Genomic DNA, 23,798 nt, shown 5'->3' on the forward strand with positions numbered 1-23,798 from the left:
TCTCCTTACTCATGCCGCAGGGCCTGGATCGGCCGGAGCTTGGCCGCCCTGTTGGCGGGATAACTGCCGAAGAACAGCCCGATCCCCACCGACACGCCCAGCGCCAGCGCGACGGACGAGGGCACGAGGACCGGTTCGATGCCGGCCACGGTGAACCTGGTGCCGAGGAAGGCCACCAGCACCCCCAGCAGCCCGCCGACCAGGCTGAGCAGCGTGGCCTCCATCAGGAACTGGCCGAGGATCGCGCCGCGCGGCGCGCCGATCGCCTTGCGGATGCCGATCTCGCGGGTCCGCTCGGTCACGGTGACCAGCATGATGTTGGTGATGCCGATGCCGCCCACCAGCAGCGAGATCGCCGCCACGGCCCCGAGCAGCACGGTGAACGTGCCGGTCGCCTCGCTCACCGTCTCCTGCAGCGTGGCCTGGTTGAGTACGCGGTAGTCGGCGTTGCCGTCGGTGATGCCGTGCCGCTGGTTGAGGATGGCGGTCACCTCCGCCTGCGCCGCCGTGGTGGCCTCCGCGCCGGTGGCCTGCACGACGATCGAGCCGAGCGAGCCGAACCCGCTCAGGCTCTGCTGCACGGCCGGCAGCGGCGCGACGGCCACGTCGTCGGCGTCCTGCATGCCGGTGGAGCCGCTCTCCTTGAGCACCCCCACCACCGTGAACGGCACCCCGGACACGCTGACCTGCCGGCCGATCGGGTCCACCGTGCCGAACAGCTCCTCCACCACCGTCTGCCCGAGCACCACGACCTTCCTGGCGGCCAGCACGTCGTCGTTGAAGAAGTACGTGCCCTTGGCCACGGGCTTGTTCATGGCCTCGAAGTAGCTGGGGTAGGTGCCGACGAACTGCGCGATCGTGTGGCTGGCGGCGCCGTACGCGGCGGTGGAGGAGGAGGCGTCGACCACCGGCGAGACGGACCTGACCGACGGCGCGAGCGTCCGGTCGGTCAGCGCCTTGGCGTCGGCCAGGCTGAGCTGCCTGGCCTGGGTGCGCGGCCCGGTGTTGCCGCCGCCACCGCCCGGCCCGCGCCCGCCGAAGCCCCCTCCGCCGCCTCCGCCGGAGAAGGACGGGGAGATCGTCAGCGTGTTGGCGCCGAGGCGCTGGATGTTCTTCTGGATGCTCTGCGAGGAGCCCTCGCCGACCGCCACCAGCAGGATGACCGCGGCGACGCCGATGAGGATGCCCAGCGTGGTCAGGGCGCTGCGCATCTTGTTGGCCAGCAGGCCGCGCAGCGCGAAGCGGAGGATCTCAAGCTGGTTCACTGGCCGCCGTCCTCGGGGGCTGTCCGTCGACCGGCGCCTGGCGGCGGTCCTCCACGATCTCGCCGTCCACCAGCCGGATCACCCGTTTGGCGTGCGCGGCCACGTCGTCCTCGTGGGTGATGAGCACGATCGTGCGTCCCGACTGGCTGAGCCGGTCGAGGATCTGCAGCACGTCGCGGGTGGAGGCGGTGTCCAGGTTGCCGGTGGGCTCGTCGGCGAGCAGCAGCGCGGGCGCGGTGACCAGCGCCCTGGCCACGGCCACGCGCTGCTGCTGGCCGCCGGAGAGCTGGTTCGGCTCGTGCCGCACCCGGTCGGTCAGCCCGACCTGCTCCAGCGCGGCCAGGGCACGGGAGCGCCGCTCGGCCGGGGCGACGCCGCCGTACACGAGCGGCAGCTCGACGTTGGCCAGCGCGCTCATGCGCGGGATCAGGTTGAAGGACTGGAAGACGAACCCCACCCTGCGGTTGCGCAGGATCGCGAGCTGGCGCTCGGCCAGCCGCCCCACATCCGAGCCGTCGATCTGGTACGTGCCCGAGGTGGGCACGTCGAGGCAGCCGAGGATGTTCATCAGGGTGGACTTGCCGGAGCCGGAGGCGCCCATGATGGCGAGGTAGTCGCCGCGCTCGACGTCCAGGCTGATGCCGCGCAGGGCGCGCACCTTGGCGTCGCCCTCGCCGTACTCCTTGACGAGGTCCTTCACCCGCAGGACGGGGGCCGCCGTCGCGGTGGCCGGGGCCGTCATCGCCCGCCTCCCGGCATGCCGCCGCCGGGGAACCCGCCGCCGAACCCGCCGCGCTGGTTGGTGCCGCTCTGCGTGCCGGTCGCCGGAGGCACGAGCTGGTCGCCCTCCGACACCCCCGACCTGATCTCGGTGAGCGCCGTGCCCTGGACGCCGACCTCGACCGCGGTCCTGACCTGGCGGCCGTTCCTGAGCAGGGTGACCGTGGTCTGACCGCCGCTGGTGGAGACCGCGGTGGAGGGGACGGTGACGACGTCGTCCGCCTGGCCGACGACCACCTCGACGGTGGCGGTCTGGCCCAGCCTGACCTGGGACGGCACCTTGGTGAAGGTGACCGTGACCGGGTACTGGACGACGTTGTTGCTGGTGGTGGCGACCGGCTGGATCTGTGTGACCTTGCCGTCCGCGGTCACCCCCGGCAGGGCGTCGAAGGTGACGGTGGCCTTCTGGCTCTGCTTGAGCTTGCCGACGTCGGACTCGGTGAAGGTGCCCACGAGCTGGAGGCGTCCGGTGTCGGCCAGGTCGACGAACCCGCCCGTCCCCGTGCCGCCGCTCTGGGACTGGCCCTGCGACTGGCTCTGGCCGCTTCCACTCCCACTCCCGCTCCCGCTTCCGCTTCCGCCCGAGCCGGAGGCGGTGCCTCCGACGGATCCGTTCACCGCCGTGACCGTGCCCTTGAACGGCGCCCGCAGGACGGTGGCCGCGACCGTGCGCTCGGCCTCGCGGTAGGCGTTGCGCGCCTTGACGTAGGAGGCGTACAGGGCGGCCGTGCCGGTGCCCTCGTCGATCGCGCTCTGGTACGTGGCCTTGGCCGCCGACAGGCTCTCCTGGGCCGCGGAGTCGTCGAGCCTGGCCAGGATGTCGCCCTTGTCGACCTTGTCCCCGGCCTTGACGTAGATCCGCTCGACCGTGCCGCTCGTGCCGAACGACAGGGCCCTGGTCTTGGAACTGGCCACCGCGCCCGACGCGGACACCGACGCGGTCACCGAGCCGCGGCTCGCGCTCACCGTGCGCACGACCGTCTCGCCCGCCGCACGGTCCGTGCCGAGCTGGACGTAGGCGAGCGCGGCACCGCCCAGCAGGAGCACGCCCAGTGCTCCGTTGGTCATCAGCGCTCTGCGCGTTGTCGACACCTTCACAGCCGGTGACCCTTGCACACCAGCCTGCGCCGCAGCCGTGACGGAGCTGAACGTTCGCTGACAACCTGGGCCCGCGCCGGGCCACACAGGGAACTCTCAGGCTGCTCGCAGGCTGCCGCGAACCTGGTCGGCCAGGATGGGCGGTCATGAGACCGACTTTCGCGCTGGGCGGGCTCGCCCTGGCCGTGCTCGTCGCCGGGTCGGGCCTGGCGCTGGCACTCCGCGACGACGCCCCTCCCGCCGTGCGGGTACGGCTCGCCGCCGCTCAGCGGGGCCAGGTCACGGCCCTGGTCAGCGCCGCCGGCAACACCGTGGACGGGGCCCGCCGGGACCTGGCGTTCGGTTCGTCCGGCCCGCTGACCAAGGTGTACGTCAAGGTCGGGGCCAAGGTGACCAAGGGGCAGGTGCTGGCCAGGATCGACGGGCGGGCGGCTCGGGAGGCGTACGCGGCCGCCAAGGCCGACCTGGCCGCCGCCCAGGAAGCCCTCGACACGTCCACCGCCACCGGCACCCCGTCCACCCCGTCCACCCCGTCCCCCCGCACCGCCGCCACCCCCGGCTCACCGAACCCGGCCGCCACCGGCTCCCCTGGGACCCCCGGGTCGCCGAACTCCGCCGCCTGCCCCACCCCGTCGGCCTCCCCAAAGCCCACCCCGAGCAGCGGAAGCCCCAAGGGCGAGGGCGTCCTCGGCCCGACCACCCCTCCCAGCACCCCGGCCACCCCCACCAGCCCCGGCGAGGCCACGGCTCACAACACCGCCGCGACCCCCACCCCCGGCGGGCCTCTCGCCAACACCAGGACCCCCACCACGTCCCCCACCCCCGGCAGGACGCCGACACCCACCCCCACCGAGAACACCCCCGAGCCCCATCCCACGGCGACGGTCACCGAGACCGCCACCGTGACCGCCACCGCGACCGCCACGGTGACGGCCACCGTGACCGTGACGGCGACCCCGCCCGGCGACGGCACCCCGGGAGGCGGCCACACCTCCTCCCCCGGCACGCCGTCCACCCCCGCACCCCCCGCCACGACCAGGCCGACGACCACCCCGACCCCGTCCCAGAGCGCCAGGCCCACGGCGAAGGCCACCCCCAGAACGTCCTCCCCCCGCCCCACCGGCTCCTGCTCCCCCGGCACGACCTCCCGGGCCACGACCTCCCGGGGCAGCACCGCCCGAACCGCCACCACCGGCACGAACCCCGGCACCGGCACGAACGCGGGCACCGGCGCCAAGGGCGGGATCACCGAGGACCAGGCCGCCGCGAACGTGGACCGCGCCGAAGCCGCCCTGGAGCAGGCCGCCGACGCCGTACGCGCGACCCGCATCGTGGCCCCCGCCTCGGGCACCGTCCTGTCGGTGGCGGGCGCGGTCGGCGACACGGCCGGCACGGGCGCCTTCATCAGCCTCGGCAACCTCAACGAACTCCAGGTCCAGGCCATGGTCACCGAATCGGACGTCAACCGCCTCAAACTCGGCCAGAAGGCCACCGTCACCCTGGCCACCCGCCCCGGCGAGCACCACAGCGGGACGGTCACCGCCATCGCCCCGACCGCCACCGTCGAGGACCAGCTCGTCCGCTACTCCGTCACCCTGGCCTTCGACGAGCCGCCCACGGGCCTCATGCTCGGCCAGACCGCCACGGTCTCGGTGACGACGGCCGAGACCAAGGACGCGATCTACGTCCCGGCCGCCGCCGTCCGCAGCCGTTCCGACGGCGCCCAGGTCGTCACCGTACGCTCGGGCGGGCAGGACGCCGCGAAGGTCGTCGCCACCGGCGTCCGCGGCGACCAGTACGTCGAGATCACCTCAGGTCTCGACGAGCGCGACCAGGTCGTCATGTCCGGCACCGCCACCGGCGAGTTCCCCGACGCGACCTGGCCGGGCGCCTGAGCGACCGTCCGACCATCCGGCACCGGCGGTTCCCAGCCGATCCCCAGCCGATCCCCAGCCCGCTCCCAGCAAACCTTCAGCCGCCCCCCACGAAGCCCCCGCCGTCCCTCAGCCGTGGCGCGGCACGGGACGGACGGCGGCCCGCCCCGCCGCCGAGCGGGCCGGTTCGGCCGGGACGGTGAGCCGGTGCGCGGTGCGGGCCTGCGCGCCGCGGCGGGAGATGTGGTCGAGCGTGCGGAAGTCCACCGACAGTTCGTCCCGGGTCAGCCGGGCCATGAGGTATCCCCGCCGCTGGTCGATGAAGGAGATGTGCGGGTTCTCCTGGAGGGCCTCGGCGATCCACGTCCGGTCCCGGTAGCCGTCGCCGTCGCTGGCGATCGACGACGTCACCAGTTCCCTCGCCACCACCGGCGAGTCCGGGTCGTCGAAGTCGGCCTTGAGGTCGGCCAGGTGGTGCATGTGGGCGTCCCCGGTCAGCACGACGGGGTTGGAGGTGGTGGACAGCGACCCGAGCAGGCGGGTGCGCTCGGCGGCGTAGCCGTCCCAGGAGTCGAGGTTCACCTCGTGGCCGGGCCCGATCTTGTAGTCGCGCTGGGCCATCAGGATCTGCTGCCCCAGCAGGTTCCACCGGGTTCCGGACCCGCTCAGCCCCTCCTCCAGCCACCGCCACTGGGCCGAGCCGAGCAGCGTGCGCCGGTCGGACAGCCGTTCGTCACAACCGGCCCGCACCCCGTCCAGGCAGGCCTGGTCGTCGCGGAACTGGCGGGTGTCCAGCAGGTGGAAGCGGGCCAGCGTCCCCCAGGAGACGCGCCGGTTGATGCGCAGCACGGCTCCCTGGAGGCTGGCCCGGCGCAGCGGCATGTTCTCGTAGTACGCGCGGAAGGCGTCGGCGCGGCGGCGGGCGAAGCCGGGCGCGCCGGTGCTGGAGACGGGGCCGGCCCAGTTGTTCTCCACCTCGTGGTCGTCGAAGGCCACCAGCCAGGGCGCGACCGCGTGGGCGGCCTGGAGGTCGTGGTCGCTCTTGTACTGGGCGTGCCGCAGCCGGTAGTCGGCGAGCGTGGCGCACTTGCCCGGCGTGTGCGTGCGCACCCGTCCGGCCAGGGCGGTGTAGCCGCTGGGGCCGTACTCGTACATGTAGTCGCCGAGGAAGACCACCAGGTCGGGCTCCTGCTCGGCCAGGCGGCGGTAGGCGGTGTAGTAGCCGTGCTCGTAGTGCGCGCAGGCGGCCACGGCGAAGGTGAGCGGGCTCTCCCCGGCGGGCGTCGTCCTGGTGCGGGCGGCGGGCGAGAGCCGGCCCTGGCTCCTGAACCGGTAGAAGTAGTCGCGGCCGGGCTCCAGGCCCTCCAGCTCGACGTGCACGCTGTGGGCGTCGCGCGGCCGGGCGGTCACGGTGCCCGACCGCACGACCGAGGAGAAGCGCTCGTCGGTGGCGACCTGCCAGTCGACCTCCACGTCGCGCGTGGGCATGCCGCCGCGGCCGTCGCCGCTCAGCGGGTCGACGGCCAGCCGGGTCCACAGGACGAAGCCGTCGGCGGAGGGGTCGCCGGAGGCCACGCCGAGGGTGAACGGGTCGGACTTGAGTGTCGTGGCGGAGGCGGGCGGGGTGACGGCGCCGGGCGCGAGGAGGCCGGCCGCCGCCGCTGTCAGGAACGTTCTGCGGTCCACGCTCCAGGTATGTCCGCCCGCGCTGACCCCGTCGTGACAGGCGAGTCAAGCGTGGGTGAACAGCGGCGGTCGTCCCGGCGGGCGGTCAGCGGGGCAGCTCGCGCAGGGACTTGCGGAGCGCGGCGGCGCCGGTGAACAGCACGCCGGTCATGCCCGCGCGCTCGGCGCCCTCGACGTTCTCTGCGCGGTCGTCGACGAAGACGATCTCGGACGGGTCGGCGGCCAGCTCGCGGGCGACCTCGTCGAAGATCTCCCGGTCGGGTTTCACCAGGCCCATCCTGCCGCTGTAGAAGCGGTGGCCGATGGCGGCGATCCAGGGCAGCTCGTCCAGGCCGTCGGCCATGCAGACGGGCATGTTCGACAGCAACGCCACGCCGCCGCCCGCGTCGAGGATCTCCCCGAGGACGGCGACCGTGCCCTCGTCGGGATAGGCCCAGCTCGCGACGTCCATGGCCACCAGGCGGGCGACCTCGGACGGGGTGGCGGCCCGGCCCAGCACGGCCGACCAGTAGGCGACGGGGCTCAGGCTCGCCCGGTCGAACTCCAGGCGGTGCTCCCAGTAGCCGCGTGCGAACCCTTCCGGCTCGGCCCCGACGGCCCGCGCCATGGCCTCGTTGTCGGACTCGGACTGGGGAAGGGACAGGACGCTGCCGTAGTCGAACACAATCCACGTCATGCAAGGAATGGTCGCAGATGCGGGTCGAGCGCCGGGCAACCCAGGTACTTCTCGGCCGTGTGGAAGTCGATCCAGTCCAGGTTGACCAGCTCTTCGACGTCCACGCCGGTGAAACTGGCGCGCAGCGCGGGCGGGATGGCGGCGATGTCGTCCTTGTCGGCGATGTTCACCCAGCGGGCGACGTTCTTCGGGCGCTCGCCGAGGCCGTTGACGGGGGCGGGCAGCAGGCGCTCGAAGACGACGTTGCGCATGCCGAGCGGGCTGCCGAGCGTCAGGAGCAGGTCCACGGGCAGGTCGGGGTTGGCCCACAGGGCCTCGTACGCCACGACGCTGCCGAGCGAGTGGGCGATCACCACCCTGGGCCGGTTCCTGCGGATGGCGTCGGCCACGGCCCGCCGGCACCGCTCGCGCCTCTCCTGGTCGGTGAGGTAGACCGCGACCTCGGGCGCGAACAGCTTGGCGAACGCCGCGGACCTGGTGTCGAGCCTGCCGAGCAGCCACCCGGTGAACGACTTGAGCGCGCCGGTGACGTGCTCGCCGAGCCCGAGGTCCTTGGCCCATTCGACGAGCACCTGCTGCGTGGCGGCCTCCACCCGCGCGGCCGCCTGCGGGGAGCTCTCCCCCGGCTTGGGGTCGCGCAGGAGGTGGGAGAAGTAGGCGACCTCGCTGAAGTAGGCGCCGGTCCCGCCGCCGAGCGCCGCGTGCAGGTAGCGGTCCCATTTGAGGCGCATGGCCTCGGCGGCCCCGGCGGCCGACCCGCCGGCCTCCAGGAAATAGTTGTACTTGCCGATCCCGTGCACGCCCACGATGGCCGTCACAGCGCCTCCCCCACCCCTGACCGCTCGATCTTCCGCGGATATTGGCATACGCCGCTCGTCCACGCGCGTCAAGAGCGGTCGGGGTTTAGGCTTGCCTAAAGGTTTAGGTAGAGCTAAAGTGGAGTCACGAGGACGGACAGCGTCGAGAGCGAGACCGAGATGGCCTTCCGCCGGAACTCCCGCGACGAGGTGGGCGGTCTCGCCCAGGAGGTCGTCGACGAGATCACCTGGTACATGCGGGAGCACAAGATCACCCGGGCCGATCTCGCCGCGTCGCTGGGCGTCTCGCCCGGCCGGGTGAGCCAGATACTCTCCGGCGACGAGAACCTCACGTTGCGCACGCTCGGCGCGGTCGTCGACGCGCTCGGCGCCCGCCTGGAGCTCACGCTCGGCGACGCCGAAGGCTCCCCCACGGCACTCACCTGAGCCGGTTCAGCGCGCCCGTTCAGCGTGCTCGCATGATGTGCTCGCCGGCGCGGGCCCGTGACGGCGGCACGTACCCCGGCAGGGAGCGGTAGCCGGCCCGGTAGGCCGCGGCCAGCAGGCGCAGCACGTCGTTCTCGGCGTCGTGCCGCAGCACGCCGTGCAGGCGGTTGAGGTTGCCGAGATAGCGCTCGTACCTGGGGGTCTTGGTGTGGCGGGAGAGGGTGAGCGCGGTGGCCACCTTCGAGCGGGCGGCGCCGTCCTCGATCAGGGCGGCCACGTCCAGCCTGCGCTCGACGGCGTCCAGCCGGGCGTGCACCCGTTCGCGCCGCCGGTCGTCGGCCGACAGGCGGTCGCGCATGCGCTCGTGGTAGCGCGCCGCGGCCAGGCTCAGCTCGTAGACGTTCCAGGACGGGTCCACCCGCTTCTCGCACCAGACGCGCTCGTCCTCGGCCATCGCCTGGTCGAGCCGGGCCAGCAGCGACACCAGCCAGAACGTGGCCGCCTCCCGGGCCAGCGAGCGCCGCTCGTCCTGCCTGGCCCGCATCTGGCTGAGCCACAGGCCGCTCGGCGCGACTGCGCCCAGGACGGTGGCGAGGGAGTCGTTCAGCAGCGCGTGCCCGGCCAGCGCGACAGTGGCCGACAGGCCGCCGGTGAGCAGGCTGATGGCGACCGCGAGCCGCCGCCCGGCGGGCCCGAACGGCCGCCCCTTCCCCTGGCACCGCAACAGCAGGAAGACGACGGCGGAGACCACCGCGAGTCCAACGGTGAGCGCCGCCTGGGCGACCCACTTCGGGTCCATGGAATTAGCCCCTCCCGCGGAATGTTCTCTCCATATTCGCAGTGAGGGCAAACATTGAAAATGCCGTTGCGTACGGTATATGTCGCTCATATACGGTGACAATGACCTCGACAAGGCGCATCCACCTGGAACAGGAGCCCCACCCATGCCCGGCCCGCTGATCGTCAACGACTCGATCGTCATCCCCGACGCCGAGCTCGTCTGGCGTTTCTCCCGTTCCTCAGGTCCGGGCGGCCAGGGTGTCAACACCACCGACAGCCGCGTGGAGCTGGTCTTCGACGTGGCCGCGAGCACCGCGATCCCGCCCGCGCTCAAGGCCCGCGCGCTCGACCGCCTGGGCGCCGGCACGATCACCGTCGTGGCCTCGGAGTACCGTTCCCAGCTGCGCAACAGGGAGGCCGCCGGTCACCGGCTGGCCCAGCGCCTCAGGGAGGCCGTCGCGCCGCCGCCCAAGCGCCGCCGTCCGACCAAGCCCAGCCGCGGCTCCGTCGAACGCCGCATCGCGGGCAAGAAGCTCCGTTCCGACGTCAAGCGCCTGCGCCGCGCCCCGCACTGATCCCCGCGCGGGCTCAGAGGGAGAACGCCGGCTCCCTGACGCCCGCCGGGCAGAGCTGCCCGATCACCGCGCGCACCTGGCCGCGCAGCACGGGGTCGGTGAGGTGGCCGTCGTCGTCGAAGTGCGGGCAGGCCGGCGAGATGACCAGCTCGGCGCCCATCACGACCGCGTCCGCGCCCTGGAGCCGCTTGTAGAGCTCCGCCTGCGCCCACATCGCGCCGCACGCCCGCGCGCTCGCGCTCATCACCGCCACGTGCTTGCCGGACAGCACGTCCCCCGCCGACAACCACTCCAGCGTGTACGTCAGCTCCACCGGCAGCAGGCTGTGCTCGGGAGCCGTCAGCAGTACCGCGTCGGCCCCGGCGACCAGCCCGAGCAGTTCCCTGGCCGCCACCGGCACCTTGCCCGGCTGGTACGGCGGGACGTCGCCCATCCCCGTCCAGATCTCGAACCGGACGCCCTCCGGCAGTTCGCCGCCCGCTGCGTCCAGCAATCTGTTGATGAATGACCCCGCGTGGAGACTGGCGGCGATCCCGATGATTTTCACCTATGCTCCCCAGGCGTTCCGGTGTCACCTGGAAACTTCCCGATGCCTGGGATGTCCAAGACCAGCTCAAGGTCAAAAGCAGCTCTGTCTTCGGCTCAGCGCCGGTGACGCTCCTGGTCAGGCGGGCGCCGGAAGATCAACGCGAGCACCCGCAGCACCATGATCGCCGCGATCACCAGCAGGTTGTAGCCGAGGAGCTGGTACAGGCTCGTGGTGCCGATCACCACGGGGCCGCCCTCGATGCCGAGCAGCAGCACCGCCATGAGCCCGGCCGTGGCGCCGAGCACGGTGAGCAGCACCTGGTGGACCAGCCCGGTGACGTAGCGGCGATCGCGGTCGTCGGCCAGCAGCCGGACGTTCAGGCTGAACCTGCCGTGCTCGGCGGCGCTGGCGATGCGCTCGACCCGGCGGGGCAGGCGGCGCAACATCGGCAGCAGCGCGGCCAGCTCCTGCCCGACGGCCTCCTTGACCGACTCGGGCCCGGCCCGCTCGGCCAGGTAACGGCCGGCGAACGCGCGGGCCTCGCCGATCAGGTTGAAGCCGGGCGACAGGCGCACGAGCGTGCCCTCCAGCGTGGCCAGGGCGCGGAAGACGGCGGCCACCTCGGGCGGGATGGACAGCCCGTACTCCGAGACGATCCTGAACAGGTCGGTGAACATCTGCGCGCTGTCCATGCCGGGCCCGAGGTGCCGGGCCATGAACTGGCCGAGCGCCCTCTCCAGCGCGGCCTCGTCGATCTCCTCCGGCCGCGGCACCACCTCCAGCAGCGCGTCGGTGACGCCGAGCGGGTCCTGCCGGTTCATCGCGAGCAGGAAACGTTGCAGGGCCGAGCGGACGGAGGCGTCCAGGCGGCCGACCGAGCCGAAGTCGAGCAGGCCGAGCGTGCCGTCGTCGAGCAGCATGAGGTTGCCGGGGTGGGGGTCGGCGTGGAAGACGCCCTCGACGAGGATCTGCCTGAGCAGGCAGTCGAGCAGGTCGCGGGCCAGCCCGGGGCCCTGCTCGGGGGCGGCGGCGGTGACCGGGCCGCCCGACAGGCGCCGCATGACCAGCACCTGTTCGGTGCAGAGCGCGGGGAACGGCTCGGGGTAGGTGACGCCGCCGCTGCCGGAGGCGGCCACGGCGGCCATGTTGGCGGCCTCGACGCGGAAGTCCAGCTCCTCGCGGATGGCGGTGGCGAACCCCTCGGCCAGGTCGCGCAACCCCAGCGAACGCCCCCACCGCGTCCTGGACTCCAGCGTGGCGGCCAGCCGGCGGACGATGTCGAGGTCCTGGGCCACCACGCGCTCGATGCCCGGCCTGCGGACCTTGACCACGACGCTCTCGCCGGTGTGCAGGCGCGCGGTGTGGGCCTGGCCGATGGAGGCGGCGGCCAGCGGCGTACGGTCGAAGGCGGCGAACACCTCCTCGACCGGCCCGCCCAGCTCGGCGGCGAGCACCGGCTCGATCCGCTCCCACGGCGCGGGGGCGACGTGGTCCTGAAGGCGGCCCAGCTCGTCGATGAACTCGGCCGGCAGCAGGTCGCGCCGGGTGGACAGGACCTGGCCGAGCTTGACGAAGGTGACGCCGCCGTCGTCGAGCGCCTGGCGCAGCGATCTGGCCAGGCGCACCTTGCCCGACCTGTCGTCCAGGCTGTCGCCGCGGCCCCGCAGGTAGGGGCCGAGGCCGTGCCGGAACGCGATCCTGGTGATCTGCGAGTAGCGCCTGGCCCGGCGGATCCGTCCGCGCAGCGAGCGCAGCACCTCCAGCGGCCCCGGCACCGAGCCGGGCGGCACCAGCGCCTCGGCGAGCACCAGGATCACCATCGGGATGAGCACCATGCACATGGCGACCAGGAGCAGCATCCCGAGCGCGCCCGCGTCGGGCGTGGTCTGCGGGTCGACCGGCCCGAACGAGGCGATCACCGGCGTCAGCATCGGCTGGGCCAGGCCCCAGGCCACCATCGCGGCCAGGAAGGTGCGTAACGCGCCGAACCTGACCCCGAGCAGGCGTTGGGCCGCCGTCGCCAGCAACAGGATCATCACCAGGATGGCGAGCGAGACGAACAGCGTGCCCAGGAGCTCCATGAGGAGGGATCATGCCACGCCGCGCGGGTGGCGGCGGCGCGCCGGCCCCGGTGCCGGCCCCTGGCGTCAGCCCTTGGCGGCGGCGCGGGCGCGGCGCTCGTCGCGGCGCTCGACGAAGCGGGCCGCGGTCACCTCGGTCTTGGCCAGGAACGCCGACAGCTCCTCGCGGGCCTGCTCGCCCTCGGCGTCGAGCCCGGTCTTGTCGAAGACCGCCCACTGCCGCAGCACGGGCATGAGCACGTCGTCGAGGTGCAGGCGCAGGTCGTAGATGCCCTCATTGGCGATGATCATGGCCTTGCGGGCGAAGCCCTCCATGCCCGTGCCGGGCATCTGGAAGGTGGTGACGACCTCGGTCACCGCGCGCATGGTCTGGTTGGGGTCGAGCTCGAAGGCCGCCTTGAGCAGGTTGCGGTAGAAGAGCATGTGCAGGTTCTCGTCGGCGGCGATGCGGGCGAGCAGGCGCTCGCAGCCCTCGTCGCCGGAGGCCCTGCCGGTGTTGCGGTGGGAGATGCGGGTGGCCAGCTCCTGGAAGGAGACGTAGGCGAGCTGCTGGAGCATGGTGCCGTACGCGGTGGTGAAGCCCTGCTCCATGTGGTGCATGCGGGCCCGCTCCAGCGCGACCGGGTCGACCGCCCGGGTGACGGTGAGGTAGTCGCGCAGAGCGGTGCCGTGGCGGTCCTCCTCGGCGGTCCAGCGGTGCACCCAGGTGCCCCACGCGCCGTCGCGGCCGAACGTGGTGGCGATCTCGTGGTGGTAGCTGGGCAGGTTGTCCTCGGTGAGCAGGTTGACGATGAGCGAGATGCGGGCGGCCTCGGGGATCTTCGAGTCGCCCTCCTCCCACGCCTTGCCGCCGTAGATGCCGTCGAAGTCGCGTCCTTCGCTCCACGGGATGTACTCGTGCGGGAACCACTCCTTGGCCGTGGAGTTGTGGCGATCGAGCTCCACGCCGACAACAGGCTCAAGCTCGTGCAGCAGTTCCGTCTGAGACATCGCCATAAAGATCTTCTCCTTCAGGTTACGGGACCGTAGGTTAGGCTACCTGAAGGACATGTGATGCGGTGTCTACCTGGTTGTCCTAAATGCCAACGCGTTGCAACAAGCGGTCCAGCTTGATGTTCAGATCGAGGATCTCCGAGCGCAGCGAGTTGAACTCCTCGGCCATCGCCGTCCGGACGAACCTGAGCTCCTCGGTCACCTCGACGCGCAGTGTCGCCAGCTCCTGCGCGGCCTGCGCGTCCTTCTCCCCGGGCTCGTCACGCCACATCGCTGCCTCCCCGAAATCGGTAAGTCACCTTCCGCCACCAAGGATCTCAGCCGGACGGGCGCCGCGCCGCCGGACGGCGGACGCCGGGAGTGGTTTTCTTCTCCCGCGCCGCGATCCTTCGCGCCCCGGGAGAAGAGTTGTCACCCTGCTCGCGCTCCCCGCCGGGCTCAGATCAGGTCGACGAGGTCGGCGACCGACTCCACGACCAGGGAGGGACGGTAGGGGAAGCGGTCGATCTGGTCGCGCTGGGTGACGCCGGTCAGCACCAGGATCGTGAACAGCCCCGCCTCCATGCCGGAGACGATGTCGGTGTCCATCCGGTCGCCGATCATGGCGGTGGTCTCGCTGTGGCCCTCGATGGCGTTGAGCGCGCTGCGCATCATACGGGGGTTGGGCTTGCCCACGAAGTAGGGCTCGACGCCGGTCGCCTTGGTGATCATCGCGGCCACCGCGCCGCAGGCCGGCAGCGAGCCCTCGGTGGAGGGGCCGATCGGGTCGGGGTTGGTGGCGATGAAGCGGGCGCCGGCCTCGATGAGGCGGATCGCGCGGGTGATCTGGGTGAAGCTGTAGGTGCGGGTCTCGCCGAGCACGACGTAGTCGGGGTCGAGGTCGGTCAGGACGTAGCCGACCTCGTGCAGGGCCGTGGTCAGGCCGGCCTCGCCCATCACGTACGCCGAGCCGCCGGGGCGCTGGTCGTCGAGGAACTGGGCGGTGGCCAGGGCGGAGGTCCAGATGGACTCGGCGGGCACGTCGAGCCCTGCGCCGGCCAGCCGTACGGAAAGGTCGCGCTGGGTGTAGATGGAGTTGTTGGTCAGGACCCGGAATTTCTTGTCGGACTCCTTGAGCCGTTTGATGAATTCGTCCGCACCGGGGATCGGCCGCCCCTCGTGGACGAGGACGCCGTCCATGTCGGACAACCAGGAGTCGATCCGCTTACGCTGAGTCACCCGCTCATGGTATCGAGCGAGCCTTGTCGACTTCTCGCCGCACACATGAACAATGTTCATCATGTCGTTCACTGAATCCGCCCTGGACATGCGGGACGAACTCATCCAGCTCCGCCACTCCCTGCACACCACCCCCGAGCTCGGACTGCATCTGCCGAGGACGCAGGAGAAGGTGCTGGCCGCGCTCGACGGGCTCCCCCTGGAGATCACGACCGGCAAGACGCTCAGCTCGGTCACCGCGGTGCTGCGCGGCGGCCGTCCCGGTCCCGCGGTGCTGCTGCGCGGGGACATGGATGCCCTGCCGGTCGCCGAGCGCAACGACCTGCCCTACATCTCCCAGACGCCGGGCCAGATGCACGCCTGCGGCCACGACCTGCACACCGCCATGCTGGTCGGCGCGGCCCGCCTGCTCAGCGCGCGGCGCGAGGACGTCGCCGGTGACGTGATCTTCATGTTCCAGCCGGGCGAGGAGGGGCACGAGGGCGCCAAGCACATGATCGGCGAGGGCGTGCTCGACGCGGCCGGCACGCGGCCGGTGGCGGCGTACGGGATGCACGTGGTGTCGGCCATGCTGCCGCCGGGGCTGTTCGCCTCCCGGCCGGGCCCGATGATGGCGGCGGCCGACGTGTTCTGCGTGACGGTGAAGGGCAGCGGCGGGCACGGGTCGAGCCCCCACCGCGCCAAGGACCCGATCGCGGCCGGCTGCGAGATGGTGACAGCGCTGCAGACGATGGTGACCCGCACGTTCGACGTGTTCGACCCCGTGGTGATCACCGTGGGCACCTTCCACGGCGGCTCGGCCGACAACGTGATCCCCGACGAGGCGCGCTTCGAGGCGACCGTGCGCACGTTCAGCAAGGAGCACCGGGTGCTGGTCAAGCGGCGGCTGGTGGAGGTGGTCGAGGGCATCGCGGCCGCCCACGGGCTCCGGGTCGAGACGTCGTTCGGCATGGGCTACCCGGTGACGGTCAACGACCAGGGCGAGGCCGGGTTCGTCTCGGCGACCGCCGACGAGCTGTTCGGCCCCGGCCGCTACTTCGTGGCGCCGCAGCCGGTGATGGGGTCGGAGGACTTCTCGTACGTGCTGGAGGAGGTGCCGGGCGCGTTCGTCTTCCTGGGGGCCTGCCCGCCCGACCGCGACCCGGCCACGGCGCCCTACAACCACTCGCCGGACGCCCTCTTCGACGACTCCGTGCTGTCCGACGGCGCCGCGCTGTACGCCTCGCTGGCCTACGAGCGCCTGTCGGGTTCGTGATGCGCGCCTGGGTGGTGGACCGGCCGGGGCCGATGGCGTCCGGCCCGCTCGTACCGGTCGAGCGGGACGTCCCCGAGCCCGGCCCCGGCGAGGTGCTGGTCAAGGTGGAGGCGTGCGGCGTGTGCCGGACCGACCTGCACCTGGCCGAGGGCGACCTCGCGCCGCGGCGGCCGCGGACCACCCCCGGGCACCAGGTGGTGGGCCGGGTCGAGGGCTCCGGCGAGCGGGTGGGGGTGGCCTGGCTGCGCTCGACGTGCGGCCGGTGCCGCTACTGCCTGCGCGGCACGGAGAACCTCTGCCCGGACTCCACATATACGGGCTGGGACGCCGACGGCGGCTACGCCGAGTACGTCGTGGCCCCCGCCGACTACGTCTATCCGCTGCCCGGCGACGTGCCGGCCGAGCGGCTGGCGCCGCTGCTGTGCGCGGGCATCATCGGCTACCGGGCGCTGGCGCGCTGCGACCTGCCGCCGGGCGGCCGGCTCGGCATCTACGGCTTCGGCTCCTCGGCCCACCTCACCGCGCAGGCGGCCGTCGCGCAGGGCGCCACGGTGCACGCCGTGACCAGGTCGGCCGCCTCCAGGGAGCTGGCGCTGGAGCTGGGCGCGGCCTCGGCGGGCGACCGGCCGCCCGAGCCGCTGGACGCGGCGATCCTGTTCGCGCCGGTCGGCGACCTGGTGCCGCCCGCGCTGGAGGCCCTCGACCGCGGCGGGACGCTGGCGATCGCCGGCATCCACCTGACCGACGTGCCCCCGCTGAACTACGAGCGGCACCTGTTCCAGGAGCGCACGCTGCGCAGCGTGACCGCCAACACCAGGGCCGACGGGCGGGCCTACCTGGAGCTGGCGCTGGCCCATCCGCCGCGGGTGGCGACCACGCTCTACCCGCTGGCCGCGGCCGATCGGGCGCTGGCCGATCTGGCCGCCGACCGGCTCAGCGGCGCCGCCGTGCTGGTCGTGGACTGAGGCCCCAGGACCCGTCGTCCGAGGTCGCGCGATGGAGATTGGCGCCATGCCGGACCTCTATGAAGGAAAGTTACATTACACTCACAACATCTGGAGATTATTGACGCTGCCTGCTGGCGACCGTAGGGTCCGGTCAATTCCCTACAGATCCTCAACAGGTCCGACATCCCCCGGAGCGGCAGATGAAGCGACTGGCAGCGGTAGTGGCGTTGCTGGGCCTCGCCACCGCCACAGCGGCGTGCAGCGGTGGTACTAACAACAAGTCCGGCGGCTCGAGCGGTGGTGGTGGCGGGCTCTTCACCACGATCGACGTCAACAGGCCGGGCCTGGAGGCCACGGCCCCGGCCAACCCGTACAACCCCAAGGGCAACTCCTTCCCCGGCTACACGGCGATGAAGCTGGGCTGGGTGAAGAACCACCTGACCGACCCCAACCAGGCCCTCCCCGGCATCGCGGAGAGCTGGGAGATCGCGCCGGACAACTCGGCGATCACCCTCAAGCTCCAGCCGAACGCCAAGTGGTCCGACGGCAAGCCGGTCACCGCCGACGACGTCAAGATGTCCATCGGCATCGCCTACACCCAGGGCAGCACGGCGTTCTCCATCACGCCGGGCGCCGCGGGCGCGGCGGCGGACGTGACCGTGGTCGACCCCCACACCCTGAAGATCACCCAGGACATGGCGAACCCGAGCCCGAAGTTCGCCCGCGGCGTGCTCGACACGTTCGTCCTGCCCTCCCACGTGTGGAGCAGCGTGCTCCCCGCGGACTTCTGGGACCAGCTCAAGGCCTCCAGGGGCGAGGGCGCCGACGCCGACAAGGCGCGCGAGACGATCACCGGCCTCGGTGAGAAGGTGCTCACCTTCGCCCCGCCGAAGGACACCTCGGCCGGCCCGTTCGTGCTGGAGCGGGTGAACCCGTCCGAGGCGCTGCTGGTCAAGAACAAGTACTTCTACAACGCCGCGAACGTGGCGCCGGCTCAGGTGAAGTTCCTCAACTACACCGGCAACGAGCAGATCTGGAACTACCTCACCGCGGGCAAGCTCGACCACGCCGGCTTCACCGCCGCGCCGTCCGACGTGATGAACCGGATCAAGGCGGCCGCCGGCAACGAGGTCATCAAGGGCTACTCGCCGGTCGCGGTCAGCATGGCCTTCAACCAGTCCAAGAAGCCGTACGACAACGTGCACGTGCGCCGCGGCCTGGCCTACCTGATCAACCGCGAGGAGGTCACCAAGGTCGCCTCCCCCGAGGGCGGCACCGCGGCGGTCACCACCAGCGGCATCCACCAGAAGGCCGCGCAGGCGTGGATCCCCGACGAGCTGCCCAAGCTGGAGCCGTACGCGCCCGACGTGGCCAAGGCCGAGGAGGAGTTCAAGCAGGCCGGCCTCACCAAGAAGGACGGCAAGTGGACGCTGGCCGACGGCTCGGCGTGGAAGGTCTCCATGCACGCGCCCGCCGGCTTCTCCGACTGGCTGTCGGCGCAGGAGAACATCAAGAGCCAGCTCGTCAAGGGCGGCGTGGACGCCGAGGTCGTCACGTCCAACGACTACCCCCTCTACCTGGAGGAGCTGGCGGCCGGCAAGTACGACGTGGGCTTCTGGCTGATGGCGCTCGGCCCCGCGCCGTACGACATCTACCAGCGCCTGTACGGCGCCTCCAACGGCTGGACCAACGTCGCGGGCAAGGTCAAGCACTCCGAGCCCGGCAAGGCCGGCAACTGGATGGGCGGCCCCGAGGAGATCGAGGTCGACGGCACCAAGATCAACCCCGGTGAGCTGACCGGCAAGCTGAACTCGGCCACCGAGGACGAGGCCAAGCCGATCATGGCCCAGCTCGCCAAGGCGGCCAACCAGGACCTCCCGGTCATCCAGCTCTGGGACTACGTCAACACCCAGTTCGTCAACAACAGCCGCTTCACCGGCTGGCCGCACGACGACGAGATCCTGCGCATGGGCGCCGGCGTCCTGCCCTCGGGCGTCTGGATCCAGCTCGGCATGATCAAGGCGAAGTCGTAGTTCATGGCGCTCATCGCACGACGACTCGCGGGCCACCTGGCCCGCGGGTTCGTCATGATCCTCGTAGTCGCGACGATCAGCTTCTTCATCATCAACAACATCCCCGGCGACCCGATGGCCGCCCGCTACGAGAAGCTGGTCGAGCAGGGCATGTCGCCCGAGGCCGCCGCCCAGGCCGTCAAGGTCCTGTACGGCTTCCTGCCTGACGGCACGCTGTGGCAGCAGTACACCGACTACATGACCGGCCTGCTCCACCTCGACCTCGGCATGTCGGTCAGCCGGCCCGGCACCCCGGTGCTCGACGTGCTCACCGACGCGGCCAAGTGGACCGTTCTACCGGTGCTGGTCGGCACGCTGCTGAGCTTCCTCGTCGGGATCGTCCTCGGCGTGTACGCGGCCATCAAGCGCACCGGCAAGCTGGGCGACGCCCTGGCCATCTCCGGCTCGCTGCTGCACGGCATCCCGCAGTACGTGCTGGCGATGCTGCTCGTGGTGATCTTCGCGACGCTCATCCCGATCCTGCCGGCCGACGGCACGGTGGACATCCTGTTCGAGCCGGGCTTCAACGCCGGCTACCTCGGCTCGCTGGCCGAGCACGCGGTGCTGCCGGTCGTCACGTACGCGCTGTCGGCCTACGGCGGCTGGATCCTGGCCATGAAGTCGAGCGTGGTCACCGTGCTGGGCGACGACTTCATCCTGGCCGCCGAGCTGCGCGGCATGAAGCGCTCGATCGTGTTCCGCTACATCGCGCGCAACGCGATCCTGCCGCTGTTCACCATGCTCGCGCTCTCGCTCGGCCTGCTGCTGGGCGGCGCGGTCTTCATCGAGAAGATCTTCAACTACCCGGGGCTCGGCTGGCTGCTGATCAGCGGCGTGCAGGACCGCGACTACGGCCTGATGGGCGGGGCGTTCCTGCTGATCACGGTCGGCACGATCATCGCCAACATCGTGGCGGACCTGTTCTACACGGTCATCGACCCGCGGGTGCGCAGCGGAGAGGAGGGCTCGTGAGCGCCACGCTCATCCCTGAGGCCGCGCCGGCCGCGTCGGCCATGCGCCGCAACTTCTGGAACGGCGTGTGGCGGGTGATGAAGCGCAAGCCCAGCCGCATGGCCGGGGTCGTCATCATCGCCGGCTTCATCGTCATGGCGGTGATCGGGCCGATCCTGCTGCCCGAGCACCTGCCGGGCAACGCGAGCGCGATCACCCAGCCGCCGAGCTGGGACCACTGGTTCGGCACCGACCCGCAGGGCCGGGACGTGACCTCGCTGGTGATCAAGGGGTCGCGTTACGTCCTGCTCACCGCCCTGGTCACCGCGATCATCACGGTCGTCGCCGGCACCGCGATCGGCCTGTTCTCCGGCTTCAAGCGGGGCCGCTGGGACACCGTGCTCATGCGGCTGACCGACATGAAGCTCACCATCCCCGGCCTGCCGCTGCTGCTGGTGCTGGCGACCGTGTGGAAGTTCGGCAACCCCCTCCAGATGGGCCTGGTGCTCGGCCTGCTCGGCTGGGGCGGCGTGGCGCGCGCGGTGCGCTCGCAGACGCTGTCGCTGCGCGAGCGCGGGTTCATCGAGGCGGCCCGTGGGCTGGGGCTGTCCACCACGCACATCATCGGCAGGGAACTGCTGCCGAGCATGGCGCCCTACATCGCGATGAACATGCTCATCGCGGTCACCGGCGCGGTCTACTCGCAGGTGGGCCTGTTCTTCCTGGGCGTGCTGCCGTACGAGTCCGACAACTGGGGCGTGATGCTCAACCTCGCCGTGTTCCAGGCGGGCGCGATGATCACGCCGAACGCGCTGGGCTACCTGCTGGCGCCACTGCTGGCGATCCTGCTGCTCACGCTCGGCATCGTGCTCGTGGTGGACGCCATGGACGAGATCTTCAACCCCCGGCTGCGCGAGGAGTAACAAGTGGCCGAACAAGCGCCGGGAGTGCGCATCGACGGCCTGACGGTCGTCTACAAGACCCCCGCGGGCGAGTTGCCCGCCGTCCGGGACGTCACGCTGACGCTGGAGCCCGGCACGATCACCGGCATCGTCGGCGAGTCCGGCTCGGGCAAGTCCACGCTGGCGCTGTCGTTGCTCAACGCGGTGCAGCCGCCGGGCAGGATCGCCGCGGGCAGCGTCGAGATCGACGGCCTCGGCGACGTCACCGGTTTCGCCGGCGAGGAGCTGCGCAAGGCCCGCGGCCGGCACATCGGGTACGTCTTCCAGGCGGCCCAGAACTCGCTCAACCCGCTCAAGACGGTCGGCAAGCAGCTCCTCGACCTGGGCCGTTCGCACGGCGTGGAGGACCTGCCCGGTCTGGTCCGCGAGGCCAAGGAGCTGCTGGGCCGGATGGGCCTGGACGGCGCGCGCGTGCTCGACTCGCACCAGCACGAGCTGTCGGGCGGCATGCGGCAGCGGGTCGGCATCATGCTGGCGCTGGTGCTCAACGCCCACCTGGTGGTGCTCGACGAGCCGACGACCGCCCTCGACATGATCACCCAGGCGAACATCCTGAAGATCGTCCGCGAGGTGCACGCCGAGCGCGGCCTGACCACGCTGGTCATCACGCACGACATCGGCGTCGTGGCCGAGGTCGCCGACCGCCTGGTCGTCATGTACGGCGGCCGCCTGGTCGAGCAGGGCCCGACCCGCGAGGTGCTCGGCGCCCCCAGCCACCCCTACACCAAGGGGCTGATCAGGGCCATCCCGCGCCTCGTGGGCGACATCGCCGAGGCTCAGGCGCTGCCCGGCCGGCCGCCGACGCTGGCCACGGTGCCGAAGGAGGGCTGCGTGTTCAGGGAGCGCTGCGCGCTGCGCATGGACGTGTGCGACACCGTCGACCCGCAGGCCGCGGCACATGGATCGAGGGTCGTGGCCTGCCACGCCGTGACCGTGAAGGAGCACGCGTGATCACCGGGACCGGCATCGTCAAGACGTACAAGCAGCGCGGCAACGTGCTGGCCGGGCGGGAGGTGCGGGCGCTGCGCGGGGTGGACTTCACCATCCCCAAGGGCGGCGCGGCCTCCTTCATCGGCGAGTCCGGCTGCGGCAAGACCACGCTGGGCCGGATCATCGCCGGGCTGGAGACCTACGACGAGGGCGAGATCGTCATCGGCGACGTGTCCATGTCGGGGCTCAAGCAGAAGAAGCGCCAGCCGTACTTCCGCAAGATCCAGATGATCCACCAGGACCCGTACTCGGCGCTCAACCCGACCCGGACCATCCACCAGACGCTGTACGCGCCGCTCAGCCTGCGGGCCGGGCAGACCGGACGGTCGAAGGAGTGGATCGAGGAGCGGGCCGCCGAGGTGCTGTCGATGGTGGGCCTCGACCCGGGCTCGGTGCTGGCCCGCTACCCGCACCAGCTCTCGGGCGGCATGCGGCAGCGGGTGGTCATCGCCCGCGCGCTGACCGTCGACCCGGAGATGCTGGTCGCCGACGAGGCCGTCTCGATGATCGACGTCTCGCTCCGGCTGGGCATCCTGGCGCTGCTGAAGGACCTGCGCGAGCGGCTGGGCGTGAGCGTGCTGTTCATCACCCACGACGTCGCCACCGCCCGCTACATCGGCGACGACGGCGAGCTCTACGTCATCTACCGCGGCCAGGTCGTCGAGCGCGGCCCGGTGGACACGGTCATCGCCGACCCGGTGCACCCGTACACGCAGTCGCTGCTGTCGGCCATCCCCGTGCTGCACGGCCTGGAGGAGCCCGGCGCGCAGCCGGTGTCGCCGCTGGAGTCGCTGGACGAGAGCAAGACCGACGAGGGCTGCCTGTTCGCCCGCCGCTGCCCCTTCCGCGGCGAGCGGTGCGCGAGCGAGCGGCCGCTGCTGCAGATCACCGAGGGCGTGCCGCAACAGCACGCGTGCTTCTACCCCGAGCGGCGCGACGTGATCGCGCGCCCGATGAGCGAGGTGTGATGTCGCCCACCGTCCGCGACGCGGACCTGGCCGAGGCCGCCCGGGTGGCCGAGGCCGCGCTGACGCTGGACGCCCCCGAGGCTCCCGACCTGGTCCGGCGCCTGGCCGAGCCGCCGGCCGAGCGCCGCTGGACGGCGCTGGCGACCGACGGCGGGGTGGTGATGACGTCCGTCTCGTCGAAGGACCCCGAGGTCGGGCACGTCGACCTGCTGGCCGTGCATCCCTCGGCCCAGGGTCGCGGGCACGGGCGGGCGCTGGTACGGGCGGCCGAGGAGTGGCTGCGCGGGCACGGCGTGCGGCAGGCCCGCTTCGCCGGGAACCCGCCCTGCTACGCCTGGCCCGGCGTCGACGTGCGGTACACCGCCGCCGCCTGCCTGGCCGAGAGCCTCGGCTTCGAGCGCTACCACGTCGCCTGGAACATGACCGCCGACCTGCAGGCCGACCTGTCCGTCGAGGACGACCTGCGGCGGCTGGAGCAGGCGGGGGTGACGGTCAGGGCGGCGGACGCCGACCGGTCGGCCGTGGCCGCGTTCGTCGAGGAGCACTGGAACGAGCGGTGGGCCTGGGAGGCGGCCAACGCGACCGGCCTGCACTACGCCGAGCGCGACGGGCGCGTCCTGGCCTTCGCCGCCTGGGGGGCCCGGCCGGCCTGGTTCGGCCCGATGGGCACCGCCCCGGACGCCCGCGGGCTGGGCCTCGGCGGGGTGCTGCTGCGCCGCTGCCTGGCCGACCAGCGGGCCGCCGGCCAGGAGAGCGCCCAGATCGGATGGGTGGGGCCGTTGCGGTTCTACTCGCGCGCCGTGGGCGCGCGAGCCGAACGCGTCTTCTGGCTCTATCGGCGCGATCTGGCCTGA

Annotated in this window: 23 protein-coding genes; 11 read left to right on the forward strand and 12 right to left on the reverse strand. The window is 71.7% G+C overall.

The genetic code is table 11. The features are described 5' to 3' along the window. Positions 1–5 precede the first annotated feature (5 nt). From AB0J97_RS30185 to AB0J97_RS30195, 3 genes are read right to left on the reverse strand one after another with little or no spacing between them, the layout of a single operon-like run. Positions 6–1,265: an ABC transporter permease gene (locus AB0J97_RS30185; RefSeq protein ID WP_364094635.1), complete on the reverse strand. Its 1,260-nt coding sequence runs from the start codon at positions 1,263–1,265 to the stop codon at positions 6–8. Continuing rightward, complete coding sequence (locus AB0J97_RS30190) at positions 1,252–2,007, reverse strand: ABC transporter ATP-binding protein (protein ID WP_364094638.1); 756 nt, start codon at positions 2,005–2,007, stop codon at positions 1,252–1,254. The genes AB0J97_RS30185 and AB0J97_RS30190 overlap by 14 nt, the downstream gene beginning before the upstream one ends. After that, complete coding sequence (locus tag AB0J97_RS30195; RefSeq protein WP_364094641.1) at positions 2,004–3,113, reverse strand: biotin/lipoyl-binding protein; 1,110 nt, start codon at positions 3,111–3,113, stop codon at positions 2,004–2,006. The genes AB0J97_RS30190 and AB0J97_RS30195 overlap by 4 nt, the downstream gene beginning before the upstream one ends. Positions 3,114–3,289: 176 nt before the next feature. Here AB0J97_RS30195 and AB0J97_RS30200 point away from each other — a divergent pair, with 176 nt between their 5' ends. Then, positions 3,290–5,038, forward strand: a complete 1,749-nt coding sequence (locus AB0J97_RS30200; RefSeq protein WP_364094644.1) for an efflux RND transporter periplasmic adaptor subunit — start codon at positions 3,290–3,292, stop codon at positions 5,036–5,038. 108 nt (positions 5,039–5,146) lie between these two features. Here AB0J97_RS30200 and AB0J97_RS30205 read toward each other — a convergent pair whose 3' ends face one another. From AB0J97_RS30205 to AB0J97_RS30215, 3 genes are all read right to left on the reverse strand, one after another. After that, positions 5,147–6,703, reverse strand: a complete 1,557-nt coding sequence (locus tag AB0J97_RS30205; RefSeq protein WP_364094647.1) for an alkaline phosphatase D family protein — start codon at positions 6,701–6,703, stop codon at positions 5,147–5,149. An 85-nt stretch (positions 6,704–6,788) separates the two neighbouring features. After that, entirely contained in the window at positions 6,789–7,379 is a 591-nt protein-coding gene (locus AB0J97_RS30210; RefSeq protein ID WP_357695728.1) for an HAD family phosphatase, read from the reverse strand. Next, complete coding sequence (locus AB0J97_RS30215; RefSeq protein ID WP_357695726.1) at positions 7,376–8,197, reverse strand: hypothetical protein; 822 nt, start codon at positions 8,195–8,197, stop codon at positions 7,376–7,378. The genes AB0J97_RS30210 and AB0J97_RS30215 overlap by 4 nt, the downstream gene beginning before the upstream one ends. 159 nt (positions 8,198–8,356) lie before the next feature. On the opposite strand from AB0J97_RS30215, the gene AB0J97_RS30220 reads away from it, so the two are divergent. Beyond that, positions 8,357–8,623, forward strand: coding sequence for a helix-turn-helix transcriptional regulator (locus tag AB0J97_RS30220; RefSeq protein ID WP_357695724.1), 267 nt, complete (start codon positions 8,357–8,359; stop codon positions 8,621–8,623). 19 nt (positions 8,624–8,642) lie between these two features. Here the strand turns inward: AB0J97_RS30220 and AB0J97_RS30225 are convergent, their stop codons facing one another. Continuing rightward, positions 8,643–9,422, reverse strand: coding sequence for a hypothetical protein (locus AB0J97_RS30225; RefSeq protein ID WP_357695722.1), 780 nt, complete (start codon positions 9,420–9,422; stop codon positions 8,643–8,645). 145 nt (positions 9,423–9,567) lie between these two features. On the opposite strand from AB0J97_RS30225, the gene arfB reads away from it, so the two are divergent. Next, the gene (gene arfB, locus AB0J97_RS30230; protein WP_364094655.1) at positions 9,568–9,978 is read left to right on the forward strand and encodes an alternative ribosome rescue aminoacyl-tRNA hydrolase ArfB; all 411 of its coding nucleotides are present in this window, start codon (positions 9,568–9,570) and stop codon (positions 9,976–9,978) included. A 13-nt stretch (positions 9,979–9,991) separates the two neighbouring features. Here arfB and AB0J97_RS30235 read toward each other — a convergent pair whose 3' ends face one another. The 5 genes from AB0J97_RS30235 to AB0J97_RS30255 all read right to left on the reverse strand — a co-directional run bounded on the left by AB0J97_RS30235 (position 9,992) and on the right by AB0J97_RS30255 (position 14,760). Beyond that, positions 9,992–10,525, reverse strand: coding sequence for an NAD(P)H-dependent oxidoreductase (locus AB0J97_RS30235; RefSeq protein WP_364094658.1), 534 nt, complete (start codon positions 10,523–10,525; stop codon positions 9,992–9,994). Between the two features lie 95 nt (positions 10,526–10,620). After that, positions 10,621–12,588: an AarF/UbiB family protein gene (locus tag AB0J97_RS30240; RefSeq protein ID WP_364094661.1), complete on the reverse strand. Its 1,968-nt coding sequence runs from the start codon at positions 12,586–12,588 to the stop codon at positions 10,621–10,623. Between the two features lie 66 nt (positions 12,589–12,654). Beyond that, positions 12,655–13,584 carry an acyl-ACP desaturase gene (locus tag AB0J97_RS30245; RefSeq protein WP_364094664.1) on the reverse strand — a complete coding sequence of 310 codons (930 nt, stop codon included), beginning with the start codon at positions 13,582–13,584 and terminating at the stop codon, positions 12,655–12,657. Between the two features lie 79 nt (positions 13,585–13,663). Continuing rightward, complete coding sequence (locus AB0J97_RS30250) at positions 13,664–13,852, reverse strand: hypothetical protein (RefSeq protein WP_364094667.1); 189 nt, start codon at positions 13,850–13,852, stop codon at positions 13,664–13,666. 167 nt (positions 13,853–14,019) lie between these two features. Beyond that, a complete protein-coding gene (locus AB0J97_RS30255) occupies positions 14,020–14,760 on the reverse strand; it encodes an HAD-IIA family hydrolase (protein ID WP_357696073.1) in 741 nt (246 codons plus the stop codon). A gap of 100 nt (positions 14,761–14,860) precedes the next feature. On the opposite strand from AB0J97_RS30255, the gene AB0J97_RS30260 reads away from it, so the two are divergent. From AB0J97_RS30260 to AB0J97_RS30295, 8 genes are all read left to right on the forward strand, one after another. Next, a complete protein-coding gene (locus tag AB0J97_RS30260) occupies positions 14,861–16,054 on the forward strand; it encodes a M20 family metallopeptidase (protein WP_364094670.1) in 1,194 nt (397 codons plus the stop codon). Next, positions 16,054–17,019 carry a zinc-dependent alcohol dehydrogenase family protein gene (locus tag AB0J97_RS30265; RefSeq protein WP_364094673.1) on the forward strand — a complete coding sequence of 322 codons (966 nt, stop codon included), beginning with the start codon at positions 16,054–16,056 and terminating at the stop codon, positions 17,017–17,019. The genes AB0J97_RS30260 and AB0J97_RS30265 overlap by 1 nt, the downstream gene beginning before the upstream one ends. Before the next feature lie 182 nt (positions 17,020–17,201). After that, positions 17,202–19,034 (forward strand): ABC transporter substrate-binding protein, encoded by a 1,833-nt coding sequence (locus tag AB0J97_RS30270; protein ID WP_364094676.1) that lies wholly within the window; start codon positions 17,202–17,204, stop codon positions 19,032–19,034. Positions 19,035–19,037: 3 nt separating this feature from the next. Beyond that, a complete protein-coding gene (locus AB0J97_RS30275) occupies positions 19,038–20,045 on the forward strand; it encodes an ABC transporter permease (RefSeq protein ID WP_364094679.1) in 1,008 nt (335 codons plus the stop codon). Further along, the gene (locus AB0J97_RS30280) at positions 20,042–20,947 is read left to right on the forward strand and encodes an ABC transporter permease (RefSeq protein ID WP_364094682.1); all 906 of its coding nucleotides are present in this window, start codon (positions 20,042–20,044) and stop codon (positions 20,945–20,947) included. Before AB0J97_RS30275 ends, AB0J97_RS30280 begins: the two co-directional genes overlap by 4 nt. A 3-nt stretch (positions 20,948–20,950) precedes the next feature. Continuing rightward, the gene (locus AB0J97_RS30285) at positions 20,951–21,937 is read left to right on the forward strand and encodes an ABC transporter ATP-binding protein (RefSeq protein ID WP_357695701.1); all 987 of its coding nucleotides are present in this window, start codon (positions 20,951–20,953) and stop codon (positions 21,935–21,937) included. Next, positions 21,934–22,944 carry an ABC transporter ATP-binding protein gene (locus AB0J97_RS30290; RefSeq protein WP_364094685.1) on the forward strand — a complete coding sequence of 337 codons (1,011 nt, stop codon included), beginning with the start codon at positions 21,934–21,936 and terminating at the stop codon, positions 22,942–22,944. The genes AB0J97_RS30285 and AB0J97_RS30290 overlap by 4 nt, the downstream gene beginning before the upstream one ends. After that, a complete protein-coding gene (locus tag AB0J97_RS30295; protein WP_364094687.1) occupies positions 22,944–23,798 on the forward strand; it encodes a GNAT family N-acetyltransferase in 855 nt (284 codons plus the stop codon). Before AB0J97_RS30290 ends, AB0J97_RS30295 begins: the two co-directional genes overlap by 1 nt.

Origin of the sequence: Nonomuraea sp. NPDC049607 (genome assembly GCF_040675375.1) — a bacterium.
GTDB lineage: Bacteria > Actinomycetota > Actinomycetes > Streptosporangiales > Streptosporangiaceae > Nonomuraea.

Bases quoted from the DNA above. Each gene is read 5' to 3' on its own strand.
- AB0J97_RS30190 (WP_364094638.1), bottom strand. From the start codon at position 2,007: ATGACGGCCCCGGCCACCGCGACGGCGGCCCCCGTCCTGCGGGTGAAG.
- AB0J97_RS30195 (WP_364094641.1), bottom strand. From the start codon at position 3,113: ATGACCAACGGAGCACTGGGCGTGCTCCTGCTGGGCGGTGCCGCGCTC.
- AB0J97_RS30200 (WP_364094644.1), top strand. From the start codon at position 3,290: ATGAGACCGACTTTCGCGCTGGGCGGGCTCGCCCTGGCCGTGCTCGTC.
- AB0J97_RS30210 (WP_357695728.1), bottom strand. From the start codon at position 7,379: ATGACGTGGATTGTGTTCGACTACGGCAGCGTCCTGTCCCTTCCCCAG.
- AB0J97_RS30220 (WP_357695724.1), top strand. From the start codon at position 8,357: ATGGCCTTCCGCCGGAACTCCCGCGACGAGGTGGGCGGTCTCGCCCAG.
- AB0J97_RS30225 (WP_357695722.1), bottom strand. From the start codon at position 9,422: ATGGACCCGAAGTGGGTCGCCCAGGCGGCGCTCACCGTTGGACTCGCG.
- arfB (WP_364094655.1), top strand. From the start codon at position 9,568: ATGCCCGGCCCGCTGATCGTCAACGACTCGATCGTCATCCCCGACGCC.
- AB0J97_RS30240 (WP_364094661.1), bottom strand. From the start codon at position 12,588: ATGGAGCTCCTGGGCACGCTGTTCGTCTCGCTCGCCATCCTGGTGATG.
- AB0J97_RS30245 (WP_364094664.1), bottom strand. From the start codon at position 13,584: ATGGCGATGTCTCAGACGGAACTGCTGCACGAGCTTGAGCCTGTTGTC.
- AB0J97_RS30250 (WP_364094667.1), bottom strand. From the start codon at position 13,852: ATGTGGCGTGACGAGCCCGGGGAGAAGGACGCGCAGGCCGCGCAGGAG.
- AB0J97_RS30255 (WP_357696073.1), bottom strand. From the start codon at position 14,760: ATGGACGGCGTCCTCGTCCACGAGGGGCGGCCGATCCCCGGTGCGGAC.
- AB0J97_RS30260 (WP_364094670.1), top strand. From the start codon at position 14,861: ATGTCGTTCACTGAATCCGCCCTGGACATGCGGGACGAACTCATCCAG.
- AB0J97_RS30265 (WP_364094673.1), top strand. From the start codon at position 16,054: ATGCGCGCCTGGGTGGTGGACCGGCCGGGGCCGATGGCGTCCGGCCCG.
- AB0J97_RS30270 (WP_364094676.1), top strand. From the start codon at position 17,202: ATGAAGCGACTGGCAGCGGTAGTGGCGTTGCTGGGCCTCGCCACCGCC.
- AB0J97_RS30275 (WP_364094679.1), top strand. From the start codon at position 19,038: ATGGCGCTCATCGCACGACGACTCGCGGGCCACCTGGCCCGCGGGTTC.
- AB0J97_RS30295 (WP_364094687.1), top strand. From the start codon at position 22,944: ATGTCGCCCACCGTCCGCGACGCGGACCTGGCCGAGGCCGCCCGGGTG.